At 72.7% G+C, this 13803-nt stretch carries 9 protein-coding genes; 8 read left to right on the forward strand and 1 reads right to left on the reverse strand.

Translation table 11 applies throughout. The annotated features are described in order from the left end of the window. Positions 1 to 133: 133 nt before the first annotated feature. The 6 genes from miaA (at position 134) to hflX (ending at position 8721) form a co-directional block, all read left to right on the forward strand. A complete protein-coding gene (gene miaA, locus ACFY12_RS32560) occupies positions 134 to 1072 on the forward strand; it encodes a tRNA (adenosine(37)-N6)-dimethylallyltransferase MiaA (RefSeq protein ID WP_390719565.1) in 939 nt (312 codons plus the stop codon). 108 nt (positions 1073 to 1180) lie between these two features. Continuing rightward, complete coding sequence (locus ACFY12_RS32565; protein WP_390719619.1) at positions 1181 to 1729, forward strand: hypothetical protein; 549 nt, start codon at positions 1181 to 1183, stop codon at positions 1727 to 1729. A 97-nt stretch (positions 1730 to 1826) separates the two neighbouring features. Next, positions 1827 to 2711 (forward strand): diaminopimelate epimerase, encoded by an 885-nt coding sequence (gene dapF / locus ACFY12_RS32570; RefSeq protein WP_390719566.1) that lies wholly within the window; start codon positions 1827 to 1829, stop codon positions 2709 to 2711. Between the two features lie 262 nt (positions 2712 to 2973). Beyond that, positions 2974 to 5232, forward strand: a complete 2259-nt coding sequence (locus tag ACFY12_RS32575; protein WP_390719567.1) for a RelA/SpoT family protein — start codon at positions 2974 to 2976, stop codon at positions 5230 to 5232. Positions 5233 to 5376: 144 nt separating this feature from the next. Next, positions 5377 to 7086, forward strand: a complete 1710-nt coding sequence (locus tag ACFY12_RS32580; RefSeq protein ID WP_390719568.1) for a M1 family aminopeptidase — start codon at positions 5377 to 5379, stop codon at positions 7084 to 7086. Between the two features lie 147 nt (positions 7087 to 7233). Next, positions 7234 to 8721, forward strand: a complete 1488-nt coding sequence (gene hflX, locus ACFY12_RS32585) for a GTPase HflX (protein ID WP_390719569.1) — start codon at positions 7234 to 7236, stop codon at positions 8719 to 8721. 152 nt (positions 8722 to 8873) lie between these two features. Here the strand turns inward: hflX and ACFY12_RS32590 are convergent, their stop codons facing one another. After that, positions 8874 to 10061 (reverse strand): trypsin-like serine peptidase, encoded by a 1188-nt coding sequence (locus ACFY12_RS32590; protein WP_390719570.1) that lies wholly within the window; start codon positions 10059 to 10061, stop codon positions 8874 to 8876. Positions 10062 to 10334: 273 nt separating this feature from the next. Here ACFY12_RS32590 and ACFY12_RS32595 point away from each other — a divergent pair, with 273 nt between their 5' ends. Then, positions 10335 to 11729 (forward strand): diaminobutyrate--2-oxoglutarate transaminase family protein, encoded by a 1395-nt coding sequence (locus ACFY12_RS32595; RefSeq protein WP_390719571.1) that lies wholly within the window; start codon positions 10335 to 10337, stop codon positions 11727 to 11729. Further along, positions 11726 to 13759, forward strand: a complete 2034-nt coding sequence (locus ACFY12_RS32600; RefSeq protein WP_390719572.1) for an IucA/IucC family protein — start codon at positions 11726 to 11728, stop codon at positions 13757 to 13759. The genes ACFY12_RS32595 and ACFY12_RS32600 overlap by 4 nt, the downstream gene beginning before the upstream one ends. Positions 13760 to 13803 lie beyond the last annotated feature (44 nt).

A 13803-nucleotide genomic window follows, 5' to 3' on the forward strand; every position in this document is an offset into this window, starting at 1 on the left:
GGACCGTTACGCCGCCCACGGGCGCCGGTGCTGCACCGGATCTGTCGGGACCTCGCAACAGGCAACGACGACGTCGGTGGCCCGTCACGTCGCTCGTTCGAGATGAGGCCGTGAGGTTTGCGAGACTGACGGGGTGAACACCGCCGTTCCCGCTCCGCGGGTCATCGCCGTCGTCGGCCCCACCGCGGCCGGAAAGTCCGATCTCGGGGTCGCGCTCGCCCAGCACCTGGGCGGCGAGGTCATCAACGCCGACTCCATGCAGCTCTACCGCGGTATGGACATCGGCACCGCCAAGCTCACCCTTGAGGAGCGGCACGGCGTACCGCACCACCTGCTGGACATCTGGGACGTCACCCGCGCCGCGAACGTCGCCGAGTACCAGCGGCTGGCCCGCGCCGAGATCGACCGGCTGCTCGCCGAGGGCCGCACCCCGGTCCTCGTCGGCGGCTCCGGCCTCTACGTACGCGGTGCGATCGACGTCCTCGACTTCCCCGGCACCGACCCCGAGGTGCGCGCCCGTCTGGAGGCCGAGCTGGCCGAACATGGCAGCGGCGCCCTGCACGCCCGGCTGTCCGCCGTCGATCCCGAGGCCGGCCGCGCGATCCTGGCCGGCAACGGGCGCCGTATCGTGCGCGCCCTGGAGGTCATCGAGATCACCGGCCGCCCCTTCACCGCCAACCTCCCCCGCCACGAAGCGGTCTACGACACGGTCCAGATCGGCGTCGACGTCGGGCGGCCCGAACTCGACGAGCGGATCGCGCGGCGGGTCGACCTGATGTGGGAGGCGGGCCTCGTCGACGAGGTGCGCCGCCTGGAGGCCGAGGGCCTGCGCGAAGGCCTTACGGCGTCCCGGGCGCTCGGCTACCAGCAGGTGCTCGCCCAGCTGGCGGGGGAGTGCACCGAGCAGGAGGCGCGCGATGAGACGGTGCGCGCCACGAAGCGCTTCGCGCGCCGTCAGGACTCGTGGTTCCGCCGGGACCCTCGGGTCCACTGGCTGAGCGGCGCGGCCGAGCACCGTGCGGAACTTCCCGGGCAGGCACTGGCGTTGCTCGAACGACCGGTCACAGCCTGATCACGTCATGGCATCGGGACGCCCCGGCCGTCATCCGGGCCGCTGAGGGCGTGTCATCATCGACCTTCGATCGAGGCGTGCAGTCTGCAGTGGGGAGGGCGCGTGGCAATGGAGGCCGGCCCTCGCAACAGAGCGCAGCAACCGGACAACGGCGCTGATACGGCACCGCTGTCCGAGGACGGGCCGGACGCCCAGGACGTACGCGACGTACCGGAAGAGCTGTCCGGTATCGGCTCGTTCACCGCTCCGGACGCCCTGGACGGATCCGACGGCCCGGACACCGACGCCGACGGCCCCGGCGACGGCGGCGGGTGCGGCGAGTCCTTCCGCGAGTTGCGCCCGCCGCGCCGGCTGCGGCTGTGGCAGCTCGCACCGGTTGTCGGGCTCGCCGCCGTCGGTTCGCTGATGTTCGCCTTCCCCCTGGCCTTCCAGTTCGGCGGCGACGGCCGCGCGGTGATCGCGATGCTCGGCCTCCTGCTGTGCTGCTGTGCCGCGGGCTGGGGGATGATGGCCGCCCGTCGCGTCGGCCACACCTGGCCCGGCCTTCCGGCCCGCGGCTCCGGCCGCCGCGCCGGCTGGCGGGTGATCCTGCTGTACGCCCTCGTGGTGGCCGTCCCCGCGTCCCTGGCCATCTGGCGGGTGGCCCGGCTGCGCTGAGCCGGCACCCCCGGTGCGTACCGGCACGCGGCTCCCCGCGCGTACGTGCCTCCGCCCCCGTAGGGCCGTACCCCCGCCGCCCCCGTACGATGCAAGCGTGACCAGCACCGAGCGCCCCGACCGCATCGCCTTCCTCAAGGCCCACGGCACCGAGAACGACTTCGTGATCGTCCCGGACCCGGACGGCCGTCTCGACCTGCCCGCGGCCGCCGTCGCCAGGATCTGCGACCGGCGGGCCGGAGTCGGCGGTGACGGGCTGCTGCACGTCGTACGGTCCGCCGCGCACCCGGAGGCGCGCTCCCAGGCCGATGAGGCCGAGTGGTTCATGGACTACCGCAACGGCGACGGCTCCATCGCCGAGATGTGCGGCAACGGTGTCCGGGTCTTCGCGCGCTATCTGCTGCACGCGGGCCTGGTCGAGGCCGGTGATCTGGCCATCGCCACCCGCGCCGGCGTACGCCGTGTGCACCTCTCCAAGACCGGTGATGTCACGGTCTCGATGGGGCGCGCCGAGCTTCCCGAAGAGGGCGTCGTCGTCACCCTCGGGGGCCGTAGCTGGCCGGCCCGTAACGTGAACATGGGCAATCCGCACGCCGTCGCGTTCGTCGAGGACCTGGCGCACGCCGGTGAGCTGCGCTCCGTACCGCCCTTCAGCCCGGCCGCGGTCTATCCCGATGGGGTCAACATCGAGTTCGTCGTCGACCGTGGTCCGCGGCATGTCGCGATGCGGGTCCATGAGCGCGGCGCGGGCGAGACCCGCTCCTGCGGCACCGGCGCCTGCGCGGTCGCCGTGGCCACCGCGCGCAGGGACGGCGTGAACCCGGCGGAGACCGGCACCCCCGTGACCTACACGGTCGATGTGCTCGGCGGCAGTCTCTCGATCACCGAGCTGCCCGACGGCACGGTCGAGATGACCGGGCCGGCCGAGATCGTCGCCGAGGGCACGTTCGACCCCGCCTGGCTGGCCGGCGCGCTCGCCTGACGCAAGCGCGGTGAAGGCGGGCGCGGGATGCGCGCACGTTTGACGGGACGCGGACCGCACGCCTGACGGGACCGGGAGAATCCGGGTGGTGCCACCCCCGGGGGAAACGGTTCCGGCCAAAAGGTTCGCTCGAACGGGTGGTCCGTATCACTCTGAGCGAGAGGTGGACAGCGCAGCGTGATGGGCTCGATAGCATCAAGCACCGGCCCGGGCGTCCGACACTGCCGCGTCCCGCCGCCGGTCGACGCTGCCGGAGGTGCCCATGAGCGCAGAGGCCACTAACCCTGGTAACCCTGGAGCAGCGGGCCGTAGGCGCGGCCGCCGCCGACTGGAACTCAGAGGGCTGCGCCGCATCGGCCGGGCCGCCCTCCTCGGTACGGCCCCGCGCGACGGCCTCCCGCACGCGCTCGAGCATGTCGCCAAGGTGCACCGGGGGCATCACCCCGACGCCGATCTGGACATCCTCACCCAGGCCTATCAGCTCGCCGAGTCCTCCCATCGCGGCCAACTGCGCAAGAGCGGCGAACCGTACATCACGCACCCACTGGCGGTGACCCTGATCCTCGCCCAACTGGGCGCGGAGACCACGACCTTGACCGCCTCGCTGCTCCACGACACCGTCGAGGACACCGAAGTGACGCTCCATCAGGTGCGGGAGCGGTTCGGTGCCGAGGTGTGCTACCTGGTCGACGGGGTCACCAAACTCGAGAAGGTCGACTACGGTGCCGCCGCCGAGCCGGAGACCTTCCGCAAGATGCTGGTGGCGGCCGGCAACGACGTCCGGGTGATGTCGATCAAGCTCGCGGACCGGCTGCACAACATGCGCACCCTCGGCGTGATGCGGCCCGAGAAGCAGGCCCGGATCGCCAAGGTGACCCGTGATGTCCTCATCCCGCTCGCCGAACGCCTCGGTGTCCAGGCGCTCAAAGCCGAACTGGAGGACCTGGTCTTCGCGGTCCTGCACCCCGAGGAGTACGCCACCACCCGCTCCCTGGTCATGGAGTACGCCACCCGGACCGATCCGCTCGCCGCACTCGCCGAGCGGATGCGTACGGTCCTGGACGAGGCCGGGATCGGCGCCGAAGTCCTTGTCCGGCCACGGCACTTGGTCTCCGTGCACCGCGTGCGGCTGGCCCGCCGCGAACTGACCGGTGCGGACCTGGGGCGGCTGCTGGTGCTGGTGTCCGAGGACGCCGACTGCTACGGCGTCCTCGGAGAGCTGCACACCTGCTTCACCCCGGTCGTCTCGGAGTTCAAGGACTTTATCGCGGCCCCCAAGTACAACCTCTACCAGTCGCTGCACACCGCCATCGCCGGCCCGTCCGGGGAGATCGCCGAGACCCTGATCCGTACGCACCAGATGCACCGGGTCGCCGAGGCGGGGGTGGTCGCGCTGGGCAACCCGTACGCCCCCACGGACGGCGCGGACGCCCCCGAGGGGGAGCGGGCCGACCCGACCCGCCCCGGGTGGCTCTCCCGGCTGCTGGAGTGGCAGCGCACCACCCCCGACCCGGACACGTTCTGGACCTCGCTGCGCGACGACCTCGCCCAGGACCGGGAGATCACCGTCTTCTGCGTCGGGGCGGCGTCGAGCGGTTCGGGCACCTCGGGCGGTTCGGGCGGCCCGGCTGGTTCGGCCGGTTCAGGTCTTTCCGGGGGGTCGGCCGGGGCCTCGGGCGGCGCCATCGACCTGCCGGCCGGGGCGAGTTGTGTGGACGCGGCGTACGAGCGGTACGGCGAGGCGGCGCACTGCTGCATCGGCGCGCGCGTGAACGGGCGGCTCGCCACCCTCGCCACCGTCCTGCGGGACGGTGACAGCCTGCAACTGCTGATGGCTCCGGACTCCGCGGCCGGCCCCTCGCCGGAATGGCTCGACCACGCCCGTACCCCGGCCGCCCGGCTCGCCATCGCCCGGTGGCTGGCCGGTCCGCGTGAGCCCGGCGGTCGCCCGGCGGCCGCCGGCGAGGTGCCCGCCGCGGCGCCCCCGGCCGGCCGGCCCACCGTGCCCCCGGACCGCTCCGGCCCGGTGCCGGTCACCCCGGGCTCGGTCCTGGCGGTGGCCGATCTGCCCGGTGCCACGGTCCGGCTGGCCGGCTGCTGTACGCCGGTGCCGCCCGATGCCGTCACCGGATTCGCCGTACGGGGCGGCGCGGTCACCGTGCACCGCGCCCTGTGCCCGGCCGTGGCCCGTATGGCGGCCACCGGCCGTCAGCCCGTCGGGGTGCGCTGGCGCGGCGCCGGGCAGGGCGGCCACGGCTGCCGGGTCACGCTCCTCGCCGAGGCCTTCAGCCGGCCGCACCTCCTGGCCGACCTCACCGAGGCGATCGCCTGCCAGGGCGCCGCCGTGGTCTCGGCCGCCGTCGAACCCCCGCGCGAACAGCGCGTCCGCCACACGTACACGCTCCACCTGCCGAACGCCGCCACGCTGCCGTCCCTGATGCGCGCCATGCGCCAAGTGCCCGGCGTCTTCGATGTGTTGCGGGCCGGCCGGGCCCGCCAGGCCGCCATGACGGGCCCCTGAACACCTGAACCTGTCCATGGGTGACGGGGTGTCAAACCCCCTGTGGGCACAGGGCCCCGGGACGGACGCAGGGGGTGCCGCCCGTTCGGGTGCCGTTTGGCGCCCTGCCAGCGGTGAGGGCGGCCGCGTTGGTAGCCCTAGTGCATGGCCTATCCTTCGCGCCGTTCGTCCCGCGACCCTCGCCCCGTTCCCGCCCGTGCGCTGCAGACCGTCCCGAGCGGCCGGCTGCGGTGGCACGGCCGCCGGGCCGCCGCCCTCGGGCTCGCAGCCCTCGCCACCCTCGGCATGGCCGAGCCGCAGCCCCTGGGGCCGCAGGGCCTCGGCGACCGGCTCTTCCCCACGCTGGGGAACACCGGCTACGACGTCACGGCGTACGACGTCTCCCTCGACTACTCCGGCCACAACGACCGGCAGCTGAACGTCACCACCGAGATCACCGCCCGCGCCACCACCGAGCTCGACCACCTCAACCTCGACTTCGCCGGCGGCACCGTGCGCTCCGTGACGATCGGCGGGCGGCCCGCCGAGCACCAGCGGCACGGCGAGGACCTGGTGCTCACCCCGGCCTCCCACATCTCCCGGGGGAAGGAGCTGAAGATCTCCATCCGGCACACCAGCGACCCCCGGCGCGCGGGCAACGGCGGCTGGATCCGTACCTCCGACGGACTGGTGATGGCCAACCAGGCGGACGCCGCACACCGCGTCTTCCCCTGCAACGACCACCCCTCCGACAAGGCGTTCTTCACCTTCCACGTCACCACGCCCGACGGGCTGACCGCCGTCGCCAACGGGCTGCCGGTGAGCGCCTCCCGCCGCGCCGCGACCCGCACCTGGACGTACCGCACCGCCCACCCCATGGCCACCGAGCTGGCTCAGATCTCCATCGGGAGGTCCGTCCTGGTCAAGCGGCGGGGGCCGAACGGGCTGCCGATCCGGGACGTCGTACCGGCCGCGGACCGCGCCGTCCTGGAGAAGTGGCTGGCCAAGACCCCCGACCAGATGGCCTGGATGGAGCGCAGGCTCGGCCGCTACCCCTTCGAGACGTACGGCCTGCTGATCGCCGACGCCCAGACCGGCTTCGAGCTGGAGACCCAGACCCTCTCGCTCTTCGAGAAGGGCCTGTTCACCACCATGCGCATGCCCGACTGGTACGTGGAGTCGGTGATGCTGCACGAGCTGTCCCACCAGTGGTTCGGCGACAGCGTCAGCCCGCGCCGCTGGTCCGACGTCTGGCTCAACGAGGCCCATGCGACCTGGTACGAGGCCCTCTACGCCCAGGAGCGGAGCGGCGGCAAGGCCTCCCTGGAGACCCGTATGCGGCTGGCGTACCAGCAGTCCAACGGGTGGCGCGCCGAGGGCGGGCCGCCCGCGTGGCCCAAGGCCCCCAGCCCCGGCGAGAAGATCAGCATCTTCCGCCCGATCGTCTACGACGGCTCCGCGCTGGTGCTCTACGCCCTGCGGGAGAAGGTCGGCACGGCGGCCTTCGAGCGCCTCGAACGCGACTGGGTGGCCCGCCACCGCGACGGTGTGGCCGGCTCCGGTGACTTCATCGCGCTGGCCTCCGAGGTCGCCGGGGAGGACCTGTCGGGCTTCTTCCGGGAGTGGCTCTACGGCGCCCGGACGCCCGCGATGCCGGGGCATCCGGACTGGCGGGCCACCGCGGCGCCCGGGAACGCCGGGAAGGCCATGAATCCCGGAATCCCCGGAGTCCCCGGACTGTCCGGGCACCCCGGGCACCGCGGGCACGCCCGGATCCCCGTGAACTCCGCACACCACGCGGACCACGGACATCCCGGAATTCCCGTACCTCCGGCCCGCCCGGGAAACCCGGCACAGGCCGGGAAATCCGCGTGACTGCCGCTCCGGGGCCGTGCGACCATCATCGTGTCGACGGCGACCGGGTCCGGGAATCTCCGGGGCGGCTCGTACGTTGACACCATCGACAGTCCCGGTGGGGCCGCCCGGTCCCGGTGAGGGCTTCCCAACGACGCAAAGGATCAAATGACCTCCTCTTCATCCCTTCCGCAGGACCGGCAGCGCCTCCCCGAGAGCCTTCGGGCCAACGCCCTGATGGAAGAGGACGTCGCCTGGAGCCACGAGATCGACGGGGAGCGTGACGGCGACCAGTACGACCGCTCGGAGCGTGCCGCGCTGCGCCGGGTGGCCGGTCTCTCCACCGAGCTGGAGGACGTCACCGAGGTCGAGTACCGGCAGCTCCGTCTGGAGCGGGTGGTGCTCGTCGGCGTCTGGACCTCCGGCACGGTCCAGGACGCGGAGAACTCCCTCGCCGAGCTCGCCGCGCTCGCCGAGACGGCCGGTGCCATGGTGCTCGACGGCGTCATCCAGCGCCGCGACAAGCCGGATCCGGCGACGTACATCGGCTCGGGCAAGGCCGTCGAGCTCCGCGACATCGTGCTCGAATCCGGGGCCGACACCGTGGTGTGCGACGGTGAGCTCTCCCCGGGCCAGCTGATTCACCTGGAGGATGTCGTCAAGGTCAAGGTGGTCGACCGGACCGCCCTGATCCTCGACATCTTCGCCCAGCACGCCAAGTCCCGGGAGGGCAAGGCGCAGGTCTCGCTGGCACAGATGCAGTACATGCTCCCCAGGCTCCGGGGCTGGGGCCAGTCGCTCTCCCGGCAGATGGGTGGCGGTGGCTCCGGTTCGGCGGGCGGCGGTATGGCCACCCGTGGTCCCGGTGAGACCAAGATCGAGACGGATCGGCGGCGGATCCGCGAGCGGATGGCGAAGCTGCGCCGGGAGATCGCGGAGATGAAGACCGGCCGGGACGTCAAGCGCCAGGAACGGCGGCGCAACAAGGTCCCCTCGGTCGCCATCGCCGGCTACACCAACGCCGGCAAGTCCTCCCTGCTCAATCGCCTCACCGGTGCCGGTGTCCTGGTGGAGAACGCCCTGTTCGCCACCCTGGACCCGACCGTCCGGCGGGCCGAGACGCCCAGCGGGCGGCTCTACACCCTCGCCGACACCGTCGGTTTCGTCCGGCATCTGCCGCACCACCTCGTCGAGGCGTTCCGCTCCACGATGGAGGAGGTCGGCGATTCCGATCTCATCCTCCATGTGGTCGACGGCTCGCATCCGGTGCCGGAGGAGCAGCTGGCCGCCGTGCGTGAGGTGATCCGCGAGGTGGGTGCGGTGGACGTGCCCGAGATCGTGGTCGTCAACAAGGCCGACGCGGCCGATCCGCTGGTGCTCCAGCGGCTGCTGCGCAAGGAGAAGCACGCCATCGTGGTCTCGGCCCGTACGGGCCAGGGCATGGCGGAGCTGCGGGAGCTGCTCGACGAGGAGCTGCCCCGGCCGCGGGTCGAGGTCGAGGTGCTGGTGCCCTACACCCAGGGCGCCCTGGTCTCCCGGGCGCACGCCGAGGGCGAGGTCATCTCCGAGGAGCACACCGCGGACGGCACAGTCCTCAAGGCGCGGGTGCACGAGGAACTGGCCGCCGAACTCCAGGCGTTCGCGCCTGCGGCGTAGCGGCCCCGCGGAGCACCACCCGTACCACGACAACCGGCGCACAGCCCGCGCATACGGCGAAGGTCCGCCTCCCGGGGAACCGGGGGCGGACCTTCGCCGTATGTCCGGGACGAGGGGCCGGTGCCGCGCTCGGGCACCCACCCCTCAGGCGACTACTGCTTGTTCGCCCACTTCTTGCTCATGGCGTCGAACATGGCCTTGGACTCGGCGCCCAGGTGCGGGCCGGCCGACCAGCGGGCCGGACGCGGGCCCATCGACATGTTGGAGATCAGCACCGGCTTGCCGTCGGCGCCCTTGATGAACCAGGGGCCACCGGAGGAGCCACCGGTCATGGTGCAGCCGATCCGGTACATGGTCGGCTGCTTGGCGTCGCGCGACAGCCGGGTGGGCTTGTCGGTGCACTGCTGCTGCGTCGCACCGTCGAACGGCGGCTCGGCCGGGTAGCCCTGTGCGGTCAGGCTCGGGATCTTGGCCATCGCCGGGGCGTTGAAGTTGACCTCGTACGCGCCGCCGGCCATCTCCTCCAGCGACTTGCCGCTGGTGCCCTCCTCCGGCTTCACGTGCATCAGCGCGTAGTCGTACGGAGCCATCGGCACGCCCGGCACGGCGCCGCCGTCCTTGATCCACTCCTTGCTGGTCGCCATGTCGTCCGCCCACCACTTGCCCGACGGGACGCGGTCCTCGAAGGGCGTGGTCTTCATCTGGGAGGCGGGTGCGCCGTTCTTGTTGAAGTTCGGCACGAACATCATGTTGCGGTACCAGCCGCCGTCCTTGCCGGCGTGCACACAGTGCGCGGCGGTCCACACGAGGTTGGACTTACCGGGGTGCGCCGGGTCCTTGACGACGGTGGCGGAGCAGCGGGACTCGCCCTTGGGGGTGCTGAACAGCAGCAGACCGACACCGGGGGCGGTGGAGGTGTAGGGGGTCTTGATGGCCTGGGCCGGAACGGCGGCCGGCTCGGGGTCGGTCTTGCCCTGGTCCTGCGAGACGTCCTCGGACTTGCTGGGGTCCTTGGGCGGCTTGACCTTGTCGATCTTGTCCGGGTTCCAGAAGTCCTTGATGATCGGGTTGATGAACTCCCCGGCCTCGCGGAGCCACCTGTCCTTGTCCCAGTTCCTCCAGTCCCCGTTCTTCCACTTGTCCAGGTCGATGTTGTGTTCCTTGAGCTTGTCCTGGATCTCCTTGGGGATCTTGATTTCACCCCCGCCCGAGGTGTCGGCCGCGGACTGACTGGGCTTGGCGTCCGCGTTGCCGCCCTCCGGGCCGCAGGCGGTGGCGGTGAGCGCCACGACGGCGGAGAGCGCGGCGGCGGTCAGAACTGACCGTCGTATCGATCGCATTGGGCGGGTCCCCCTGTGAATCGGACTGAGCCGGTACGGCTTGAGCGGATCGCACCGCCGCGGAACTTGTCATGAACGGCAAGATCCCGGTGCGACCCCCCACTATGCCGGTGACGAGGGGGACGGTGGTACCCGGGTCCCCGGTTCCCGGCCGTCAAGGATCTTGCTCGCAGCCGTGATCCCGCGTCGGCACCGTCGTTGGTACATACGGGGGACGGCCGGGCCGCCCCGCGCGGTATTCCGCAGCTCACCAAGCAGGAGGTCACAACTGCCGTGGCGTTGACCGACACCGTGCCGGCGGCCGCCCCGCCGGCCCACGAGGGGATTCTGCGCCGGCAGTCCCTCCGTGAGTCCGCTGCCCGTACGTATGCGCGCTCGCTGCCCATCGTCCCGGTGCGCGCCCGCGGGCTGACCATCGAGGGAGCCGACGGCCGGCGCTACCTCGACTGCCTCTCCGGGGCCGGGACGCTGGCACTCGGCCACAACCACCCGGTGGTGCTGGAAGCGATCCGCGCGGTGCTCGACTCCGGCGCGCCGCTGCACGTCCTCGACCTGGCCACACCCGTCAAAGACGCCTTCATCACCGAGCTGTTCGCCACCCTGCCACCGGAATTGGCGGAAAACGCGCGCATCCAGTTCTGCGGCCCGGCCGGCACGGACGCCGTCGAGGCCGCCTTCACACTCGTCCGCACCGCGACCGGCAGGGACGGCCTGATGGCCTTCTCCGGCGCCTACCACGGCATGACCGCGGAGGCGCTCGCCGCGTCCGGGGGAGCGCGGCACACCAGCGTGGCCCGGCTGCCCTATCCGTACGACTACCGCTGCCCCTTCGGGACAGGCGGGGAGCGCGGCGCCGAACTCGCCGCGCACTGGACCCGGAGCCTGCTCGACGACGAGAAGAGCGGGGTGCCCCGGCCGGCCGGGATGATCCTGGAACCCGTCCAGGGGGAGGGCGGGGTGATCCCCGCACCGGACAGCTGGCTGCGGCGGATGCGGGAGCTCACCGCCGAGCGGCAGATTCCGCTGATCGCCGACGAGGTGCAGACCGGGGTCGGCCGCACCGGCGCCTTCTGGGCGATCGAACACAGCGGGATCGTGCCCGATGTGCTGGTCCTGTCGAAGGCGATCGGCGGCAGCCTGCCGCTCGCGGTCATCGTCTACCGTGCGGAACTCGACGCCTGGCAGCCCGGCGCGCACGCCGGCACCTTCCGTGGCAACCAGCTCGCCATGGCCGCCGGAGCCGCCACTCTTGCCTACGTCCGCGCCAACGGCCTCGACCGGCGCGCCGGTGAACTGGGCGCCCTGATGCTCGCCCGGCTCCGCGCCCTCGCCGCCGCCCACGACTGCATCGGCGACGTCCGCGGCCGGGGCCTGATGCTCGGCGTCGAAATCGTCGACCGGGAGGCCGACGCCGACGCCACCGGTGCCCGTCCCGCCGATCCACAGCTCGCCGCCGCGGTCCAGCAGGCCTGCCTGGACCGCGGCCTGATCGTCGAACTGGGCGGCCGGCACTCCTCCGTCGTCCGGCTGCTGCCCCCGCTGACCATCACCGACGAGCAGGCGGACGCGGTCCTCGACCGCCTCGCCGACGCGCTCTCGGCAGCGGTCCGCACCACCCCCGGGCCGACGGGTTCGTCCCCCACCACACTGCGAGGCACCTCCCCATGAACGAACGTCCCCGCCCCGACAGCGCCCGGTCCGGAGAGGCCGCCCCCGACCGGCACCAGAGCGCCGCCACCCTCGAGTCCGTACCACGCCAGCAGCGGCGCACCCCCGACGACGGCGGCCACCGGCAGAGCCGCGAGAGTTCCGCGCGGACCGCCCCGCACGGCACCACCACCGCCCCCCAGGACCGCGCCGGGCTCGGCGCGGACGACCCGCTCGACCACCCCGATCCGGCGGTCGCCGCCGACGCCGCCGGTATCGAGCACCTGCTGCGCTGCTGGCTGCGCGAGAACGGCACCCCGCGCCCGCCCGGCAACCGGCTGCGCATCCCGCTGAGGGCCACCGCGAGCGCCCTGCACGTCCCCGTCCGCTACTGGTCGCCCACCGGCTGGCACCGCCTGGACGCCCCCACCCTCGAAGGCGCCCCGGCCGGTGCCGCCCCGCTCGACGCCGTCACCCTCGCCGCACTGCTGCGCCGGGAGGCCGCGCACGGTGGGGACCGGCGGAGCCCGGACGGCGGCGAACACCGGGCGGCGGATGCCACTGAACGGCCGGACCCGGACGGCGCACCGCCGCGGACGCCGGACGGCGGCGGCGCCGAACTCGTCGGCCGGGTCGCCGACTCCGTACGGAAGGTGGCCACCTTCCTCGCCGACCGGCGCGCCCGGCCCGCCGACGACCGCAGCGCCCTCTTCCTCGAAGCCGAACAGTCCCTGCTCTTCGGCCATCCGCTGCACCCCACACCCAAGAGCCGCGAAGGCCTCTCCGACGCCGAGACCCGGGCCTACTCGCCCGAACTGCGCGGTGCCTTCCCGCTCCACTGGATGGCCGTGGACCGCTCCGTGCTCGTCACCGACTCGGCCTGGACCGAACGCGGCAAGGCCGTACCGGCCGAGCGGCTCATCGCACGCCTCGCCGGAGCCGGCCTCGAACACCCCGATGGAACCGTGCCGTTGCCGCTGCACCCCTGGCAGGCCCGGGAGCTCGCCCACCGGCCGGACATCGCCGCCCTCCGCGACGCCGGCCTGCTGCACGACCTGGGCGCACACGGCCCCTGCTGGCACCCCACGTCCTCCGTCCGCACCGTCTACCGGCCCGGCGCGGACGCCATGCTCAAGCTCTCCCTCGGGCTGCGGATCACCAACTCCCGCCGGGAGAACCTCCGCAAGGAGCTGGTGCGCGGTGTCGAGGTGCACCGGCTGCTGCGCACCGGGCTCCACGAGGAGTGGCAGGCCGTCCACCCGGGCTTCGACATCGTCCGCGACCCGGCCTACCTCGCCGTCGACGGCCCCGACGGCGAACCCGTCCCGGGCCTCGACGCCGTTCTCCGCCACAACCCCTTCACCACCACCGACGACGCGGTCTGCATCGCCGGCCTCACCTCCCCCCGGCCCTGGCCCGGCCGGGCGGGCGTACGCTCCCGCCTCGAAGACCTCGTCGCCGCGCTCGGCGCCCGCACCGGCCGTCCCCCGGGCGCGGTGGCCACCGAGTGGTTCCTGCGCTACCTCGAAGCGGTCGTACGTCCCCTGCTCTGGCTCGACGGCACCGTCGGCATCGCCCTGGAAGCCCACCAGCAGAACACCCTGGTGCTGCTCGACCCCGACGGCTGGCCGGCCGGCGGCCGCTACCGGGACAACCAGGGCTACTACTTCCGCACCTCCCGGCGCGACGAGCTGGAGCGGCGCCTGCCCGGCATCGGCACCGTCAGCGACACCTTCGTCGCCGACGACGTCGTCGACGAGCGCTTCGCGTACTACCTCGGTATCAACAACGTCCTGGGTCTCATCGGGGCCTTCGGCGCCCAGCGCCTGGTCCGCGAGGAGATCCTGCTCGCCGCCTTCCGGAGGTTCCTCACCGACGCCGCCGAGGCCCCCGAAGCGCACCGCTCGCCGCTCCCCGAGCAGCTGCTGTCCGCCCGCACCCTGCGCAGCAAGGCCAACCTCGCGACCCGGCTGCACGGCCTGGACGAACTCGTCGGCCCGGTCGACACCCAGTCCGTCTACGTCACCCTGCCCAATCCGCTCGCCCCCTGACCCCCTGACCCTCTGGATCTCCCGGATCCGCCGCGTTCTCCGAC

The sequence above is a fragment of the Streptomyces sp. NPDC001339 genome, from assembly GCF_042895955.1.
Classification (GTDB): Bacteria; Actinomycetota; Actinomycetes; order Streptomycetales; family Streptomycetaceae; genus Streptomyces.

What these genes read in the sequence shown, in the direction of transcription:
- ACFY12_RS32575 (WP_390719567.1), top strand. Translation starts at nt 2,974, where the DNA reads ATGAGCGCAGAGGCCACTAACCCTGGTAACCCTGGAGCAGCGGGCCGT.
- ACFY12_RS32600 (WP_390719572.1), top strand. Translation starts at nt 11,726, where the DNA reads ATGAACGAACGTCCCCGCCCCGACAGCGCCCGGTCCGGAGAGGCCGCC.
- ACFY12_RS32565 (WP_390719619.1), top strand. Translation starts at nt 1,181, where the DNA reads ATGGAGGCCGGCCCTCGCAACAGAGCGCAGCAACCGGACAACGGCGCT.
- ACFY12_RS32590 (WP_390719570.1), bottom strand. Translation starts at nt 10,061, where the DNA reads ATGCGATCGATACGACGGTCAGTTCTGACCGCCGCCGCGCTCTCCGCC.
- ACFY12_RS32580 (WP_390719568.1), top strand. Translation starts at nt 5,377, where the DNA reads ATGGCCTATCCTTCGCGCCGTTCGTCCCGCGACCCTCGCCCCGTTCCC.
- hflX (WP_390719569.1), top strand. Translation starts at nt 7,234, where the DNA reads ATGACCTCCTCTTCATCCCTTCCGCAGGACCGGCAGCGCCTCCCCGAG.